Genomic DNA, 15,260 nt, shown 5'->3' with positions numbered 1-15,260 from the left:
TGGTGCCCGCCGCGCCCGTCGAAGGCCAGGCACCGCTCGCCGTCGGCGACGGTGAGCCCGGGCGCGCCGACCAGGCGCCGCAGATGCCGCGCGGCCTTGGCGGCCGACGACGGGGTCAGCCCGGTACGCAGCGGCTCGGCAGCCAGTGAAGCGGTGTGCAGTACGTCGTAGGTGGCCCGCTGTCCCGCCGTGGCGATCCCTCGCCGGGCCCGTAGCCGCAGCACGGCGACGACCGCACCGACCAGAGCGGCCAGCACGGCAAGAACCGCCAGCACACTGCCGACCTGACCAGCCACGCACGCATCCTGACCGGAAACTTCCGGAAAAACCAGCGCGTGGAGTTAATACGCGCCCTTGCGCTTCAGCACTACCCAGATGGTCCGCCAGAGGATGCCCAGGTCGTACGTGAGCGACCAGTTGTCGACGTAGTAGAGGTCCAGCCGGACCGCCTCGTCCCAAGACAGGTCCGAGCGGCCCGACACCTGCCACAGGCCGGTGATGCCCGGGCGCACCAGCAGCCGCCGCCGCACGTCGCCCAGGTAGTCGCCGTCGTCGGCGGGCAGCGGGCGCGGCCCGACCAGCGACATCTCGCCCTTGAGCACGTTGATCAGCTGGGGCAGCTCGTCCAGGGAGGTGGCCCGCAGCTTGCTCCCGAACCGGAAGATCCGGGGATCCTCCTTCATCTTGAAGAGCATGCCGTCGGCCTCGTTGAGCTCCTCCAGCGTCGCCTTGCGTTCCTCGGCGTCCACGTCCATGGTCCGGAACTTCCACACCCGGAAGGTGTGGCCCTCGTGGCCGACCCGGGGCTGGCGGAAGAAGACCGGGCCGGGGCTGGCCATCTTGATGCCGATGGCGATCACGGCCAGGACCGGGCTGAGGAAGAGCAGGCCGAAGAAGGCGGCGACCCGGTCGAGCAGGTTCTTGGCCAGCCAGCCGGGGCCGGACAGCGTCGGCTCCTCGACGTGCAGCAGCGGCAGGCCCTCGATCGGGCGGATGTGCACGCGCGGGCCGGCGATGTCGGTGAGCTGCGGGGCGACCACCAGGTCGACGCCGGTGCCCTCCAGGGCCCAGGCCAGCCGGCGCAGCTCGCCGGGCTCGGCGCTGGCCGAGCCGCAGACCGCGATCGTGTCGCCGCCGACCTCACGGACCAGGGCGAGCACGTCCCGGCCGGCGTAGACCGGCACGGGTGTCTCGATGCCTCTGGCCGCGGAGTAACCGTCGGTGAGGTGGATGGCCACCGGGATGAGGCCGGCGGCGGGGCTGCGGGTGACGGCCGTGTAGACCTCGAGGGCCTCGGGCAGCGTGCCCATCAGGATCATCCGGTGCGCGCCGTGACCGGTGCGCCGCCGGGCCACGTGCAGCACCTGCCGGGCCGAGTAGCGGCAGAACAGGATGAAGATCAGGGCGGCGACGCAGACGTAGGCCACCGTCACGCGGGAGAGCTGGGTGCGTGTGCCGAAGGCCAGCAGTGAGACCGCGGCCACGACCGTGATGGAGGAGCGGAAGACCCGCTTGAACTCCTCGCTGCCCAGCCCGAGGTAGCGCCGGTCGTAGCTGCCGTTGGCCCAGAGCGTGAAGATCCAGCCCAGTGGCAGGCCGACGAAGGCGACGAAGTAGAAGATGTTCTCCCGGCCCTGGAAACCCGAGCTGGCCTTCTGGATGAAGGTGACGGCCAGGGCGCTGGCCAGGATGGCCGAGACGAAATCCAGGATGATCAGGATCAACGTGTACGGCCGGTGCCAGCGCGACAGCCGGCGGTGGGAACGGGTCCAGGCCGACCGGGGTACGCCGTTGCTGGGCGGCGGCTCCTGTTGCCACTCGAAACTGTCGTACGGCATGCCGCTCCGGCTCTTGCTGGTTCCCGGGCGTTGGAGGCTTGTGGTCACCTCGCCTACGTCCTCCCGCATCACGTACCGCCCACACCGAGAACATTACGCACCGCCACGGCCCTGGGGGCTCCGGCGGGGCCGCCGGTCCCTAGCGCGCCGCGCACGAAGCGTGGGACCGGGCCACTATACCGATGGAACGGTCCAGAAGAAGGGGACGTTGTGCCCGCTTTCCCCCACGGAACGGTATGTGCACGCTGCGTGACTATCGGATCAACTTGGACAACCGGCGGTCGGCGAGCGGCTTTCCGCCTGTCTGGCAGGTCGGGCAGTACTGCAGGCTCTTGTCCGCGAAGGAGACCTCGCGGACCGTGTCGCCGCACACAGGACACGGCAGACCCGTACGGGCGTGGACCCGCATCCCGGCGCGCTTCTCCCCCTTGAGCTCGGCGGCCTTCTGCCCCACCGAGCGGGTCACGGCGTCGGTCTCCACCTGCCGCATGGCCTCGAACAGGGTGGTGATCTGCTCGTCGGTCAGCTTGCTGGTCAGCGCGAACGGCGACATCCGGGCCACGTGCAGGATCTCGTCGGAGTAGGCGTTGCCGATGCCGGCCAGCACCTCCTGGTCGGTCAGCACGCCCTTGACCTGGCCGCGGCGGCTGCGCAGCCGCTCGGCGAACTGGTCGCGGTCGACCTCCAGCGCGTCGGGCCCCAGCCGCGACACGCCGGGCACCTCGGCCGGGTCACGCACGAGGTACGCCGCCAGTGACTTCTGGGTGCCGGCCTCGGTCAGGTCGAAGCCGGACTCGTCGTCCAGGCGTACCCGGATCGCGATCGGCCCGCTGCCCGGCTTGAGCGGGGCGGGCGACTTGAACGACTCGCGGTAGTGCAGCCAGCCGGCCCGGGCCAGGTGCACGACCAGGTGAAGGTCCGTGCCGAGCGTGAGATCCAGGAACTTGCCGTGCCGGCCGGCGGCGGTGACGACCAGGCCGGCGACGGCGGAGGCGGGCGGGTCGTAGGTCTTCAGCGCGCTGAAGGACGAGACCTCGAAACGCTGGACTGTACGGCCGACCGCACGCTCCCGCAGGTACGCAGCGAGCGCCTCGACCTCGGGAAGCTCCGGCACGCCCTCAACGGTAGCGTTTCCCGGCGTGAAGGTCGTCGTAGCGCACAACAGATATCGCGAGGCCATCCCGTCCGGCGAGAACGTCATCGTCGACACGGAGATCGCGCAGCTCACGGCGGCCGGGATCGAGGTGCTGCCGTTCCAGCGCGCCTCCGACTCGATCGGGGAGCTGCCGCTGGCGCAGAAGGCCCTGCTGCCGCTGTCGCCGATCTTCGGCCGGGCGGCCCAGCGGGACCTCGCCGACCTGCTGCGGCGGGAGCGCCCGGATCTGCTGCACCTGCACAACCCGTACCCGTTGCTGTCGCCGTCGGTCGTGCGGACCGCGCACGCGCATGGCGTGCCGGTCGTGCAGACCGTGCACAACTACCGGCAGGTCTGCTCGTCCGGGCTCTACTTCCGGGACGGGCACAACTGCCACGACTGCCGGGGCAAGGTGGTGGGCTGGCCGGCCGTCGTGCACAAGTGCTACCGCGGCTCGGCGGCGCAGAGTGCCCTGATGGCGACCACGCTGGCGGTGCACCGGCCGACCTGGAAGTCGGTGGACCGCTACATCGCGCTCACCGGGCGGATCGCCGAGCACCTGCGGAACTACGGCATTCCGGATGACCGCATCGTGATCAAGCCGAACGGACTGCCGGATCCCGGCGATCCGGAGCCGCTGGGTGACGGTTTCCTGTACGCCGCCCGGCTCTCCCCGGAGAAGGGCCTGGCGCTGCTGCTCGACGCGTGGCGCCGGCACCCCGACGGGGCCCTGGGGCAGCTGCGCATCGCGGGCGACGGGGAGCTGCGTCCGCTGGCCGAGCAGGCCGCGGCCGAGCGGGCCGACGTCACCTATCTCGGCGCGCTGGACCAGGCCGGCATGGTCGCCGCCCGCCGCGCCGCCGCCGTCATCGTGGCCGTGCCGACCTGGGACGACGTGCTGCCGACGGTGATCCTGGAGGCGATGGCCGCGGGCCGGCCGGTGCTCGGCACCGACGTCGGCGGGATCCCGTACCTGCTCGGGATCGGCGAGACCGTGACCCCGGCGGGCTGGGCGGTCGGGCCCGACCCGGAGAAGCTGGCCACCGCGCTGCCGATCGCCCGCGTCGACGCCGCGGCTGTCGCGCCCGCCGCCCGCGACCGCTACCTGCGGGCTTTCCACCCGGACGTGGTGACCCGGCGACTCATCGACATCTATGCCGGGCTCACAGGCAATTCTCATCCCGCATCGAGGTAGATCACCATCGAAACGGGGAAAGCTGGCCCCGTGACCGAAGCCAAACTCTCGCGCCGCAACCTCCTGCTCGGCGTCGGCGGGGCCGTGGTGTTCTCCGCGGCCGGGGCCGGGGCCGGCTATGCGATCGCCGCCGGCCAGGACGACGCTGAGACCCCGCAGGCCGCCCCGCAGGCCGGCCCCGCGAAGTACCGGTCCCGCCCCGACCTGCGCACGCTGCCCGACGTCACGATCACCACGCCGGCCAACGCGACCGCCCCCGGTTACATCTTTCTGACGCCCGCCTCCGGTGCCGGGCTGTGGGGCCCGCTGATCGTGGACGACAAGGGTTCGCCGGTCTGGTTCCGCAAGGTGCCCGACCCGGCCACGGTGGCGATCGACTTCAAGGTCCAGCAGTACCAGAACAAGCCGGTCCTGACCTGGTGGGAAGGGACCATCGGCGGCACCGGCGGGCAGGGCGTCGGGCAGGGCGAGTTCGTCATCGCGGACACCTCGTACCGGGAGATCACCCGGGTCCGGGCGGCGGGCTCCGAGCAGGCCGACCAGCACGACTTCGTGATCACGCCGGACGACACCGCGATCTTCTGGGTCTACGACCCGGTCCCGTACGACCTGTCGGCGCTGGGCGGGCCGGCCGACGGCGTGCTGCACGACGGGGTCATCCAGGAGATCGACATCAGGACCGGCAAGCGGATCTTCGAGTGGCGGGCCCGGGACCACGTCGAGCTGTCCGAGTCGTACGCGCCGCTGCCCGAGGGCGACTCCGCGCACCTGCCGTACGACTACTTCCACGCCAACTCGGTCGGGCTCGACGCGGACGGGCACATCCTGGCCTCCGCGCGGCACACCTGGGCGGTCTACAAGATCGATCGTAAGTCGGGTGAGGTGCACTGGCGCGTCGGCGGCAAGAAGTCGGACCTCACCGTCGACGAGAAGTCCAAGTTCAGCTGGCAGCACGATTTCCGGCGGCGGCGCGACGGGTCGTACAGCGTCTTCGACAACGGCGCCGGCGTCACCAAGGAGCGCGAGCAGTCCCGCGGCCTGGTCTTCAAGGTCGACGAGGGCGCCAAGACGGTCACCTTCGTGCAGGAGTTCCTGCACCCGGAGAAGCTGTCGGCGCCGACGCAGGGCAACTTCCGGGAGCTGGCCGACGGCGGCTCGTTCATCGGCTGGGGGCAGAAGCCCTACTTCACCGAGTACGCCCCGGACGGCACCGTACGGCTCGACGGGCACCTGCCGCTCGACAACCAGTCGTACCGCGCGTACAAGGCTGAGTGGGCCGGTGCGCCGCTGGACCAGCCCGCCCTGGGCCTGCACGTCGACGGCGGCAACGTGGTCGTCAGCACGAGCTGGAACGGCAGCACGAAGGTCGCCAAGTGGCGGGCCCGGGCCGGCGGCCAGCCACGGGCGCTCGACCAGACCGCCGAGGCCGGCCGCACCGGCTTCGAGACCACCCTGAAGCTGCCGGGCACCCCGGAGTACGTGGTCGCCGAAGCGCTCGACAGCAGCGGGAAGGTGCTGGGGATCTCGTCGGCGATCCCGGTCCGCGTCTGAGTCAGCCCTTGAGCGCGGTCCGGCCCGCGAACGCGATGCTGGCGGCCAGGAAGGCGCCGTTGACCAGCGTGAACGCGCCGATCACGAAGATCGTCCACTGTGGCGCCAGGGTCAGCACCAGACCGGCCAGGGCGATCACCGCACCGTAGTCGCGGACCAGCTTGACCACGCGGACGGGCAGCGAGCGGCTCGTCACCATGCTCGACGCCTGGCTGCCCGTCTGCATCACCGAGGTGACCAGGTTGACCATCCAGGTGCCCGCGAAGGCGGCGACCAGCCAGGCCGGGGTCTCCGGCACCTGCGCCTCGGCCACCGCGGACAGGGCTGCCACCAGCGCGATCTGACCGGCCACGTCGCACAGCACGTCGACCCGGCCACCGGCCGCGCTGGTCTGGCCGGTGACCCGGGCCAGCTGGCCGTCCGAGCAGTCCAGCGCGTACGCGAACTGCCAGCCGACCAGCGCGAGCAACCCGACCGGCCAGGCCCACACCCGGCCGTCCGCGACCGGTCCGGCCGCCGCCACCACGACGAACGAGACCAGGCAGCTGAGCCCCAGGTTGGCCACGGTCAGGACGGTCGGGGCGAGCCGGTGCTTGTGGGCGAAGACGGCGATGCGGGCACCCACCCGCTGGCTGATCGCCTCACTGAACAGCCCGCCGCCCCTGTTCACGCCGTAGTAGTCGGCGGCGGTGGGCGGGCGGTCCACTGTCGGCTCAGCGGCCGGCGACGGCGTCGTCATATTCGGCCAGCTTCCTGCGGATCTCGTCCGGCGACATCGCGAGGTGTTCCAGGATGGTGTAGCGGTCCGGCCGGGTCCGCGGCGCGAAGTCGACGACCTCGACCAGCTGCTCGCGGCTCAGGCCGACGTCGGCGGCCGTGCGGGGCAGGCTGTGCCGCACCAGGCAGTCGGACATCTGGGCGAAGCGGCGCTCGTCGCCGCGCAGAAACGTGCAGAACAGCGCGCCCAGGCCGGCGAGCTCTCCGTGCGACGCCGTGCCGGGGAACAGCGTGTCAGTCGCGTGGATGATCTCGTGACAGCCACCGCTGCACGGGCGGCTGCTGCCGCACACGGCCATGGCCAGGCCGCTCGAGATCAGCGCCTCGGCCAGGATGGTGACGAAAGCGTCGTCCTGCATGTCGCCCGGCATGCTCAGGATGGCCTCGGCGCCGACCCGGGACAGCGACGCGGCCAGGCCGTCGACCGGCTCGCCGCGGACCTCCCGGCCCAGGTCCCAGTCGGCCAGCGCGCTGATGTTGCTGATCACGTCGCCGATGCCGGCCCGGTTGACCCGGTCCGGGCCGTTCTCCACGAAGTCCAGGTCGACGATCACCGCGTACGGGATGTGCACGCCGTACGAGCCCTTGATCCCGTCGTTGATGAGGCTGGCCACCGGGGACGCGATGCCGTCGTTGGCCAGGCTGGTGGCCACCGACACCATCGGCATGCCCCAGCGGTTGGCCGCGTACTTGGCCGCGTCGACGGTCTTGCCGCCGCCGATGCCGACCACCGCGTCGTACGAGCGGGAGCGCAGCTTGGCCGCCAGTTCCAGCGCGGCGTCGAGGGTGCCGCCGGTGGTCGTGTAGACGTCGGCCGAGCCCAGCGACGGCCGGATCATCTCGGCGATCCGCTCGCCCTGACCCGGGCCGACCACCACGGCCACGTCACCGCCGGCCGAGATCCGGCCGTCGGCCAGGATGCGGCCCAGGTCCGCGACCGCGCCCCGGCGGACGTCGATGTGCAGCGGCGTCTGGACGCTGCGGGCTAGTAACGGCATGCGATGTCCCGCGCCTTGGCGAGGTCGTCGTGGTTGTCCACCTCGACCCAGGGGATGTCGCCGATCGCCGCCCCGCGGATCTCGCCGCCCCGGTCGGCGTACTCCTGGTAGCCGTCCTCGTAGTACAGGTCGGGGTTGCGCTCGAAGGTCGCCCGCAGCGCGTCGGCCAGGCCGGCGGCCGCCTCGGCCTCGATGATCGTGGCGCCGATGTACTCGCCCGAGGCCTCGGCCGGCTCCATCAGTTTCGTGATCTTTGTGAGCCGGCCATCTGCCGAGAAGACTGCCTTCATCTCCTCGTCAGCAAGCTTCTTCACATTGTCGATGGCGAGCAGAATGCCGGGGCCGCGGTTGGCCAGCAGGGTCTGCTCGACGCTCACCGGGTGCACGGTGTCGCCGTTCACGAGCAGTGCACCCTGGGCGAAGTGGTCCCGCGCCAGCCACAGCGAGTAGGCGTTGTTCCACTCCTCGGCCTTGTCGTTGTGCACCAGGGAGATCTTCACGCCGTACTTCTGCTCGAACGCGTCCTTGCGCTGCTCGACCGCGCCGGCCTGGTAGCCGACCACGATCGTCACGTCCGTCAGCCCGGCCGCCGCGAGGTTGCGCAGGGAGATGTCCATGATCGTGGTCTCCCCGTCCACGGGGACCAGCGCCTTCGGCAGCGTGTCCGTGTAGGGACGCAGCCTGCGTCCGGCGCCGGCGGCGAGTACCAAGCCGATCATGGGGTGGTTCCTTCCCGAAGTGAGGGGCGTGCCAGCCGAGGATAGCGGTGGGTTCACATACCGAGATTGTGCAGGACCGCGGAGCCGTCCTCGGCCAGTGCGGAAAAAGCCTGCGTGGCGGTCGCCGGCGCTGGAAGAAATGCGGCCGTCGTCGTCCCCGACGAGAGCTCCGCCGCCGGACGGCGGGGCCGGGGGACACACGAAAAATGCCATAGAGCCTGCTCGTAAGCTTGGGGGCATGACCGCTGAGCAGCTGATCTCGTTCGCAAGAGGGGCTCCGTCCCTGGACATCATCGACGTGCAGGGCCTCAAGGCCGCCGCCGCCCGGGCCTTCGACGCCGATCCGGCCGGGGTGACCGCCTACGGCACCTCCGTCGGTTACGTCCCGCTGCGCAAGTGGATCGCCGAGAAGCACGGCGTCGACGCGGACCAGGTCATCGTGACGAACGGTTCGCTGCAGGCCGACGCGTTCCTCTTCAACCACCTGGTCAAGGCCGGCGACGACGTGATCGTGGAGAAGCCGACCTATGACCGCACGCTGCTGAACCTGCAGAACCTGGGCGGCAAGGTGCACCAGGTGACGATCGAGCCGGACGGCATCGACGTCGCCGAGCTCAAGGGGATGCTCGAGGCGGGCCTGCGCCCGAAGCTCGCCCACATCATCCCGAACTACCAGAACCCGGCCGGTGTCACGCTCTCGCTGGAGAAGCGGCAGGCGCTGCTGAGCCTGGCGGTCGAGTACGGCTTCACGATCTTCGAGGACGACCCGTACGTGGACATCCGCTTCCGCGGCGAGGCCCTGCCGTCGATGCTGTCGATGGATACCGAGAACGTGGTCGTGCACGCCTCCAGCTTCACCAAGACGGTGTGCCCGGGTGTGCGCGTCGGTTATCTGGTCGGCCCGGCCGCCCTGATCGACGCCATCGCCAAGAAGGCCACCAACCTCTACATCTCGCCCGGCATGGTGTCCGAGGCGATCGTGCACCAGTTCTGCGTCTCCGGCGACATCGAGCGGTCGGTGCGGACGGTCAGCACGGCGCTCGCGGAGCGGGCCCGGGTCCTCGCCGCCTCGCTGCGCGAGCACATCCCCGGCGCCACCTTCACCGAGCCTGACGGCGGCTACTTCCTCTGGGTGGACCTGCCGTCCTCGGTGGACGTGGACAAGCTGTTCCCGGCGGCCATGAAGAAGGGTGTCGCCGTGGTCAAGGGCAGCGACTTCCTGCTGGACGGCGGTAAGTCGTCGGTGCGGCTGGCGTTCTCCGCGGTCACCGTCGACCAGATCGACGAGGGCGTCCGCCGGCTGGCGGCGGCCATCGCCGAGGTCTCCGCCTGATACCTGCCTGACTGTCGGGTTTCCGACACTGCGCCTCAGACGCCGGTCCCGGGTTTCCCCGGGACCGGCGTTCGGCTCACAATGCTGCTGCACCGACTGCATGACCATGCGGCCCGGTGCGTCGACACCCACCCCCGCCCCCCGGCGCCGGGCGGGCCGATCGCACCTTCACCCCCCGAAATGCGGCCGGTCCGTCCGGCGCCACCCGGCCGACCGGCATGCGGGTGGCCCGGCCGGGCAAGGTAACGGGCGTAGCCTCGTGCAGGCCTCACCGCGAGGCCGGCCGACATCACCCCTGGGGGAGGCAGCCATGAGCGACGACGTGCACCGCAGCCGGACCACCGGCGTCAACAGGTCACTGTCCCGGGCCTGGACTGCCCCGGTCCGGGCGATGAACCGGTTCCTCGGCGCCGACGACGGCCGGCCCGCCGAACCGGGCGAGCCCTTCCACGGCACCGCGGTGGTGGACTGCGGCGTCTACGTCGACGGCAAGCGCGAGTCCGGCGACTTCACCCCGGACGAGGCGCTGCGCGAGGCGTGCAGCCGCGAGAACGCCTTCGTCTGGCTCGGCCTGCACGAGCCCACCGCGGCGGAGATGGCCGCCATCGCCCGCACCTACGACCTGCACGAGCTCGCCGTGGAGGACGCGGTCAAGGCGGAGCAGCGGCCCAAGCTGGAGCAGTTCAACTCGGTGCACTTCCTGGTGCTGCGCACCGCGCGTTACGTGCCGCACGGCGAGCTGACCGAGACCTCCCAGGTGGTCGAGACCGGGCAGATGATGATCTTCGTCGGCGAGCGCTTCGTCATCACGGTCCGGCACGGCGACGCCTCCCGGCTGGCGCCCGTGCGGGCCGACATGGAGGCCCGGGGCGAGCTACTCGCGCAGGGGCCGTGGGCGGTCGCGTACGCGGTGACCGACCGGGTGGTGGACGCCTACATCGAGGTGGCCGACCAGGTGGAGGCCGATCTCGACATCATCGAGGAGGGTGCCTTCTCCCGCGACAGCGGCAGCCCGGTGCAGCAGATCTACCAGATGAAGCGCGAGATCGTGGAGTTCCGCCGGGCGGTGGTGCCGCTGCAACGGCCGCTGGCCACGATCACCTCGCCGCAGAGCCGGCAGGTGCCCAAGGAGATCCGGCGTTACTTCCGCGACGTGCAGGACCACCTGACCCGTACGGTCGAGCAGGTGTCCTCGTACGACGACCTGTTGAACTCGATCCTGCAGGCGCGGCTGGCCCAGGTCACGGTCGACCAGAACAACGACATGCGCAAGATCGCCGCCTGGGCCGGTATCGCGACGGTCTGGACCGCGATCGCCGGCGTGTACGGCATGAACTTCGAGCACATGCCCGAGCTCGGCTGGCAGTACAGCTACCCGGCGCTGGTCACGTTGATGCTGGCCATCTCCGTGCTGCTCTACCGGGCGTTCCGCCGCAACGGCTGGCTCTGACCCGCCCCCCACCGCACCCGGCCGCCCTTTACAGTGACGGGGTCGCCCTGGGGAGGGAAGTCGCGTGCCGTCACGCCAGGATCAGCTGCACTCGTACCAGTACTCGCAGCAGCGGGTGGTGGCCGCGCTGGTCACCCACGACCCCGATCCGCACCGCTCGCCGCTGCGCCGGGCCGGCAGCGCCGCCCTGATCAGCCTGGTCGTCGCCTCGCTGGCCGTCGGTGGCGCCGCCGTCTACGGCCTGCTCAAGGGGCGCAGCTCGGTCGAGCCGCGCAACGAGGCGGTGGTCTTCCTGGAGAAGGGCTCGGGCGCCCGCTTCGTCTACCTCAAGTCCGACGACCGGATGCACCCGGTGCTCAACTACAGCTCGGCCCTGCTGATCGCCAACGCGACCGAGCCCAAGATGGTCGACGCCTCGTCGCAGAGCCTGGCCAAGGTGCCGCTGGGCGATCCGCTCGGCATCCCGGACGCCCCCGACTCGCTGCCGGCGGCCAAGGGCGGGATGGTGAAGCGGGTGTGGACGGTCTGCTCGCGGACGCCGGCCGATTCCGGCTCGGGCACCCCGGCGCAGAGCCTGCTGGTCGTCGGCGACCGGCTCACCGACGGCACCGTGCTGCCCGTGCCCCGGGCCGACACTCCCGCCGCCGACCTGCGTGGCCTGCTGGTCGTCGACCCGTCCGGGCGCACCTATCTGGTCTACAACAACAAGCGGTTCCTGATCCCGGCCGGCCGGCTCCAGCGCACCCAGTCGTTCCTGGGCTGGACCCAGCAGCCGCTGCCGGTGGCGGCGGCCTGGATCAACGCGGTGCCGATCGGGCCCGACCTCAAGCCGCCGGGGATCCGGGACCTCGGTGACCCGTCGCCGGCGATCGACGACTTCGAGATCGGCCAGCTGCTGCGCATCCGCGGCGACGCCAGCGGGACGGACAAGTGGGGAGTCGTGCTGGGCGACGGCGTGGCCGACATCACCGACGTGCAGGCGCGGCTGCTGCAGGTCGACCCGGAGGCGTACGACCGCCAGGACATGGACCTCAATCTGTACAGCAGCCTGCCGCACTCGCAGACCCAGCTGATCGGCGAGGCCGCCGCCGCGGGCCTGCCGCCCGCGGTCCCGGTGCTGCTCAACGGCCCGGAGCAGGTGTGCCTCAGCTACGACGGCGAGGACGCCAAGGGTGACGCCGGTCAGGGTGTGCTCAGCATCCGGATCGGCCCGACAGCCCCGAACGGCAGCCCGGTCGCCGGTGCGCCGGCCGTCGCGGGTGGGGTGCAGGCCGACCTGGTGCACGTGCCGCGTGGCAAGGGCGCGCTGGTCGTGGCGGCCGCCTCACCCACGGCGCCGGCCGGCAGCGGCACGGTCAGCATCGTGACGGACACCGGCCGCCGCTATCCGGTCGCCAACCGGGACGTGCTGCCCCGCCTCGGCTACGCCGGTGTCGAGCCTGCCCCGATCCCGGGTCAGCTCGTCTCGCTGCTGCCACAGGGACCGGCGCTCGACCCGGTGCGCGCCCGCCAGGGCGACTCCACCGAGGGCTGAGACACAGCGAGGCGGGCGGACGGCTCCTTTCGGAGCGCCCACCCGCCTGCACGATCTGCGTTACCGGGGGTCAGTTCTTCTTCTGGCCGCCGCTGGCCAGCCGGGCCACCTTCGGGCTGTGCTGCGCCGACTGGGTCTGGTCGACCGGGTCGGCGTCCACGAGCTCGATGGCCGGCTCCGGCGTGCCGGCACCGACGGTCGGGTCGACGCCCTTGGCCGGGTCCGAACCGACAGCCCCGACGACCGGGCCGGTCTCACCCTTCGGCGTGACGAAGCCCGACGGACCGGACAGGTCGGCCGGCTTGGCCAGCGCCTCGTCGGTGCTGGTGATCCGGGTCGTCGCGGGGCTGGGGTCGTACTCGTCCCACTGCTCCTGACGACGCTTGCGCAGCACGTAGGCGCCCGCGGCACCCACTGCGGCGCCGGCCAGCAGCAGACCGCCGAGCTTGCTGCCCGTACGGCTCTTCTGCTTGCGGCCCAGCGTCTTGTCGGCCCGCTTCTGCAGCTTCTTGGCGTTCTTCTTCGCGTCCTTCTTGCCGGCCTTGATGTCCTTCTTGCTGGCCTTGGCCGTGCTCTTGCTCACCTGCTGCGCCTTCTCGGTCGCGGCGGTGACCAACGGGGTCAGCGTCGCCACGGCGCTGCCCCAGCTGCTCGACGCGGCATCCTTGGCCTTGGTGGCCGTCGGCTGCACGCGGTCGCGGGCGGCATAAAAACGGGGACCCACGGTCGCGCTGGTCTCCTGAGCGGCGAGCGATGCCGCACGCTTGAAGTGATCAACGCTCTGACCGAGCTCGCTCTTCATCTTTGCGCTGCGGTTCTTCCGTCGCATCGTTGCGAACACCAGTGCCCACCTCCTGTGGTTCTCTCCCACGTCATGTTGCCCTCTTGGGTACCCCCGCGTTGCCGGATCAGACACATGGGGGAGGATCCGAACTGCAAAGAACTGTCCAGCGCCGGTCCTCCACCTAGCGACCGGCGACCGCGACACTGATGGGAGTACCCGTGGCCGAGACTCTTTACGCCACCCTGCACACCAATCACGGCCCGATCCGGCTTCAGCTCTTCCCGGACCACGCGCCGGCGACCGTGCGCAACTTCGTGGAGCTCGCGGAAGGCACCAAGGACTACGTCGACCCGCGGACCGGTCAGAAGGGCAGCGGCCCGTACTACGACGGGACGATCTCGCACCGCGTCATCGCCGGCTTCATGATCCAGCTCGGCGACCCGACCGGCACCGGCCGCGGCGGCCCGGGCTTCCAGTTCGCCGACGAGTTCCACCCGGAGCTGCAGTTCGACCGGCCCTACCTGCTCGCCATGGCGAACGCCGGCCCGGGCACGAACGGCTCGCAGTTCTTCATCACCGTCGGCGCCACCCCGCACCTCAACCGCCGGCACACGATCTTCGGCCAGGTCGCCGACGAGCAGTCGGCCAAGGTCGTCGACTCGATCGCGGCCACGCCGACCGGTCCGGGCGACCGTCCGCGCGAGGACGTCGTGGTGGAGCGCGTGGAGATCGAGCGCGCGTAGTTCCGTTACCCCGTCCGGGTACCGTTGTGGGTATGAGTGAGTCTCCGGTGACGGCGCCGGTCTGCTACCGACACCCGTCGAAAGAGACCTACGTCCGTTGCACCCGCTGCGAGCGGCCGATCTGCCCGGACTGCATGAACGAGGCCTCGGTCGGCCACCAGTGCCCGGAGTGCGTTGCCCAGGGCAGGCGCACGCAGCGGCCGGCCCGCACCGCCTTCGGCGGCAGCGTGGCCGGCCGTGCCGGCACGACCACCAAGGTCCTCATCGGCGTCAACGTCGTCGTGATGCTGGTCTCCATCCTGAGCGGCGGCGCGAACGCGATCGCCGGCGGCGGCTGGGGCGGCCTGCTGGGCGGCAGCACCCCGCTCACCGAGTGGGGCGCGGTGCTCGGCTCCGCCGTGTACGGCCCGGCCGGCGACGTGGTCCCGCACGGCATCGCCCACGGCGAGTGGTATCGCCTGTTCACCGCGATGTTCCTGCACTACGGCGTGCTGCACCTGCTGATGAACATGTACGCCCTGTGGTTCCTGGGGCGCGACATCGAACGGGTGCTCGGCCCGGCCCGCTTCGTGGGGCTCTACCTGCTGGCCGGCCTCGGCGGCAACGTGGCGGCCTATCTGCTCTCCGCGCCCAACTCCATGACCGCGGGCGCGTCGACGGCCGTCTTCGGCCTGATGTCGGGCATCTTCGTGCTGCTCAAGCGCCTGAATCTGAGCGTGGCGCCGATCCTGCCGGTGATCGTCATCAACGTCGTCTTCACCTTCGTCATCTCGAACATCTCGGTCGCGGGGCACCTCGGCGGCCTGGTCGTCGGCGCGGCGACGGCGGCTGTGCTGGCGTACGCGCCCAAGGAGAAACGCAACCTGGTCCAAGGGGTCGGCTGCGCGGCGATCCTGGTGATCCTGCTGGCGCTGGCTGTCTACCGGACGCTGTCCTTGATGAGCTGACGTCCGGTCGCGGTCAGACAAACCCGTCGGCCGGAGTCGATCCGGGTCCCGGCGGCCACGTCCTGACCGGTGACCCGCCATTCCGACCGACGGATCGGGGTCTCGCCGGTCGGTGTGTGGCAGACCGAGACGTCGGTCAGGCCGGCGCGTGCTGCCACGTCCAGCGCACCGGCCAGCCCGAGGCCGACGAGAGCGGGCATGGCGATCTCCTCGCGGGCTCGTGCGCGATCGGCCGCCCTCGCCTGGGCGGCTCTCG

General features: G+C 70.9%; 14 protein-coding genes and 1 pseudogene. 7 read left to right on the top strand and 8 right to left on the bottom strand.

Going from position 1 to position 15,260, the window contains the following annotated elements; all coding sequences use genetic code 11:
- The 3 genes and pseudogenes from AB0C29_RS10600 to AB0C29_RS10590 all read right to left on the bottom strand — a co-directional run.
- Positions 1–296: pseudogene (locus AB0C29_RS10600) on the bottom strand (sensor histidine kinase); the annotation flags it as partial.
- A gap of 45 nt (positions 297–341) precedes the next feature.
- Entirely contained in the window at positions 342–1,838 is a 1,497-nt protein-coding gene (locus AB0C29_RS10595; RefSeq protein WP_360818182.1) for a sugar transferase, read from the bottom strand.
- 253 nt (positions 1,839–2,091) lie between these two features.
- Positions 2,092–2,952, bottom strand: coding sequence for a DNA-formamidopyrimidine glycosylase family protein (locus AB0C29_RS10590; RefSeq protein ID WP_360818179.1), 861 nt, complete (start codon positions 2,950–2,952; stop codon positions 2,092–2,094).
- A 25-nt stretch (positions 2,953–2,977) separates the two neighbouring features.
- Here AB0C29_RS10590 and AB0C29_RS10585 point away from each other — a divergent pair, with 25 nt between their 5' ends.
- Together AB0C29_RS10585 and AB0C29_RS10580 are read left to right on the top strand one after the other, a co-directional pair.
- Positions 2,978–4,168 (top strand): glycosyltransferase, encoded by a 1,191-nt coding sequence (locus tag AB0C29_RS10585; protein ID WP_360818176.1) that lies wholly within the window; start codon positions 2,978–2,980, stop codon positions 4,166–4,168.
- Positions 4,169–4,198: 30 nt separating this feature from the next.
- Complete coding sequence (locus AB0C29_RS10580) at positions 4,199–5,719, top strand: arylsulfotransferase family protein (protein WP_360818173.1); 1,521 nt, start codon at positions 4,199–4,201, stop codon at positions 5,717–5,719.
- Between the two features lies 1 nt (position 5,720).
- Here AB0C29_RS10580 and AB0C29_RS10575 read toward each other — a convergent pair whose 3' ends face one another.
- The 3 genes from AB0C29_RS10575 to AB0C29_RS10565 are packed head-to-tail and all read right to left on the bottom strand — an operon-like array spanning position 5,721 to position 8,213.
- Positions 5,721–6,458 (bottom strand): CDP-alcohol phosphatidyltransferase family protein, encoded by a 738-nt coding sequence (locus tag AB0C29_RS10575; protein ID WP_360818170.1) that lies wholly within the window; start codon positions 6,456–6,458, stop codon positions 5,721–5,723.
- Positions 6,433–7,494 carry an iron-containing alcohol dehydrogenase family protein gene (locus tag AB0C29_RS10570; RefSeq protein WP_360818167.1) on the bottom strand — a complete coding sequence of 354 codons (1,062 nt, stop codon included), beginning with the start codon at positions 7,492–7,494 and terminating at the stop codon, positions 6,433–6,435. The genes AB0C29_RS10575 and AB0C29_RS10570 overlap by 26 nt, the downstream gene beginning before the upstream one ends.
- Positions 7,482–8,213 (bottom strand): phosphocholine cytidylyltransferase family protein, encoded by a 732-nt coding sequence (locus tag AB0C29_RS10565; RefSeq protein ID WP_360818164.1) that lies wholly within the window; start codon positions 8,211–8,213, stop codon positions 7,482–7,484. The genes AB0C29_RS10570 and AB0C29_RS10565 overlap by 13 nt, the downstream gene beginning before the upstream one ends.
- Positions 8,214–8,451: 238 nt before the next feature.
- Here AB0C29_RS10565 and AB0C29_RS10560 point away from each other — a divergent pair, with 238 nt between their 5' ends.
- The 3 genes from AB0C29_RS10560 (at position 8,452) to eccB (ending at position 12,530) form a co-directional block, all read left to right on the top strand.
- Entirely contained in the window at positions 8,452–9,546 is a 1,095-nt protein-coding gene (locus tag AB0C29_RS10560; RefSeq protein WP_360818162.1) for a PLP-dependent aminotransferase family protein, read from the top strand.
- A gap of 310 nt (positions 9,547–9,856) precedes the next feature.
- A complete protein-coding gene (gene corA / locus AB0C29_RS10555; RefSeq protein ID WP_360818159.1) occupies positions 9,857–10,996 on the top strand; it encodes a magnesium/cobalt transporter CorA in 1,140 nt (379 codons plus the stop codon).
- Between the two features lie 64 nt (positions 10,997–11,060).
- Positions 11,061–12,530, top strand: coding sequence for a type VII secretion protein EccB (gene eccB, locus AB0C29_RS10550; RefSeq protein WP_360818156.1), 1,470 nt, complete (start codon positions 11,061–11,063; stop codon positions 12,528–12,530).
- Positions 12,531–12,600: 70 nt separating this feature from the next.
- Here the strand turns inward: eccB and AB0C29_RS10545 are convergent, their stop codons facing one another.
- Entirely contained in the window at positions 12,601–13,332 is a 732-nt protein-coding gene (locus AB0C29_RS10545; protein WP_360818153.1) for a hypothetical protein, read from the bottom strand.
- 200 nt (positions 13,333–13,532) lie between these two features.
- On the opposite strand from AB0C29_RS10545, the gene AB0C29_RS10540 reads away from it, so the two are divergent.
- Together AB0C29_RS10540 and AB0C29_RS10535 are read left to right on the top strand one after the other, a co-directional pair.
- On the top strand, positions 13,533–14,057 hold the full coding sequence (locus tag AB0C29_RS10540; protein ID WP_212994471.1) for a peptidylprolyl isomerase: 525 nt from the start codon (positions 13,533–13,535) through the stop codon (positions 14,055–14,057).
- Between the two features lie 32 nt (positions 14,058–14,089).
- Complete coding sequence (locus AB0C29_RS10535; protein ID WP_360546454.1) at positions 14,090–15,004, top strand: rhomboid family intramembrane serine protease; 915 nt, start codon at positions 14,090–14,092, stop codon at positions 15,002–15,004.
- On the opposite strand, the gene AB0C29_RS10530 is transcribed toward AB0C29_RS10535, so the two are convergent.
- Positions 14,977–15,260, bottom strand: a 284-nt coding sequence (locus AB0C29_RS10530) for a PASTA domain-containing protein (RefSeq protein WP_360818150.1), incomplete at its 5' end; no start/stop codon positions are given. The genes AB0C29_RS10535 and AB0C29_RS10530 overlap by 28 nt on opposite strands.

Origin of the sequence: Actinoplanes sp. NPDC048791 (assembly GCF_040650095.1) — a bacterium.
Classification (GTDB): domain Bacteria; phylum Actinomycetota; class Actinomycetes; order Mycobacteriales; family Micromonosporaceae; genus Actinoplanes.
Note: the sequence above shows the minus strand (reverse complement) of the source record. Positions and strands in the feature narration are given on the sequence as shown.

Bases quoted from the DNA above. Each gene is read 5' to 3' on its own strand.
- AB0C29_RS10595 (WP_360818182.1), bottom strand. From the start codon at position 1,838: ATGCCGTACGACAGTTTCGAGTGGCAACAGGAGCCGCCGCCCAGCAAC.
- AB0C29_RS10575 (WP_360818170.1), bottom strand. From the start codon at position 6,458: ATGACGACGCCGTCGCCGGCCGCTGAGCCGACAGTGGACCGCCCGCCC.
- AB0C29_RS10570 (WP_360818167.1), bottom strand. From the start codon at position 7,494: ATGCCGTTACTAGCCCGCAGCGTCCAGACGCCGCTGCACATCGACGTC.
- AB0C29_RS10565 (WP_360818164.1), bottom strand. From the start codon at position 8,213: ATGATCGGCTTGGTACTCGCCGCCGGCGCCGGACGCAGGCTGCGTCCC.
- AB0C29_RS10560 (WP_360818162.1), top strand. From the start codon at position 8,452: ATGACCGCTGAGCAGCTGATCTCGTTCGCAAGAGGGGCTCCGTCCCTG.
- corA (WP_360818159.1), top strand. From the start codon at position 9,857: ATGAGCGACGACGTGCACCGCAGCCGGACCACCGGCGTCAACAGGTCA.
- AB0C29_RS10545 (WP_360818153.1), bottom strand. From the start codon at position 13,332: ATGAAGAGCGAGCTCGGTCAGAGCGTTGATCACTTCAAGCGTGCGGCA.
- AB0C29_RS10535 (WP_360546454.1), top strand. From the start codon at position 14,090: ATGAGTGAGTCTCCGGTGACGGCGCCGGTCTGCTACCGACACCCGTCG.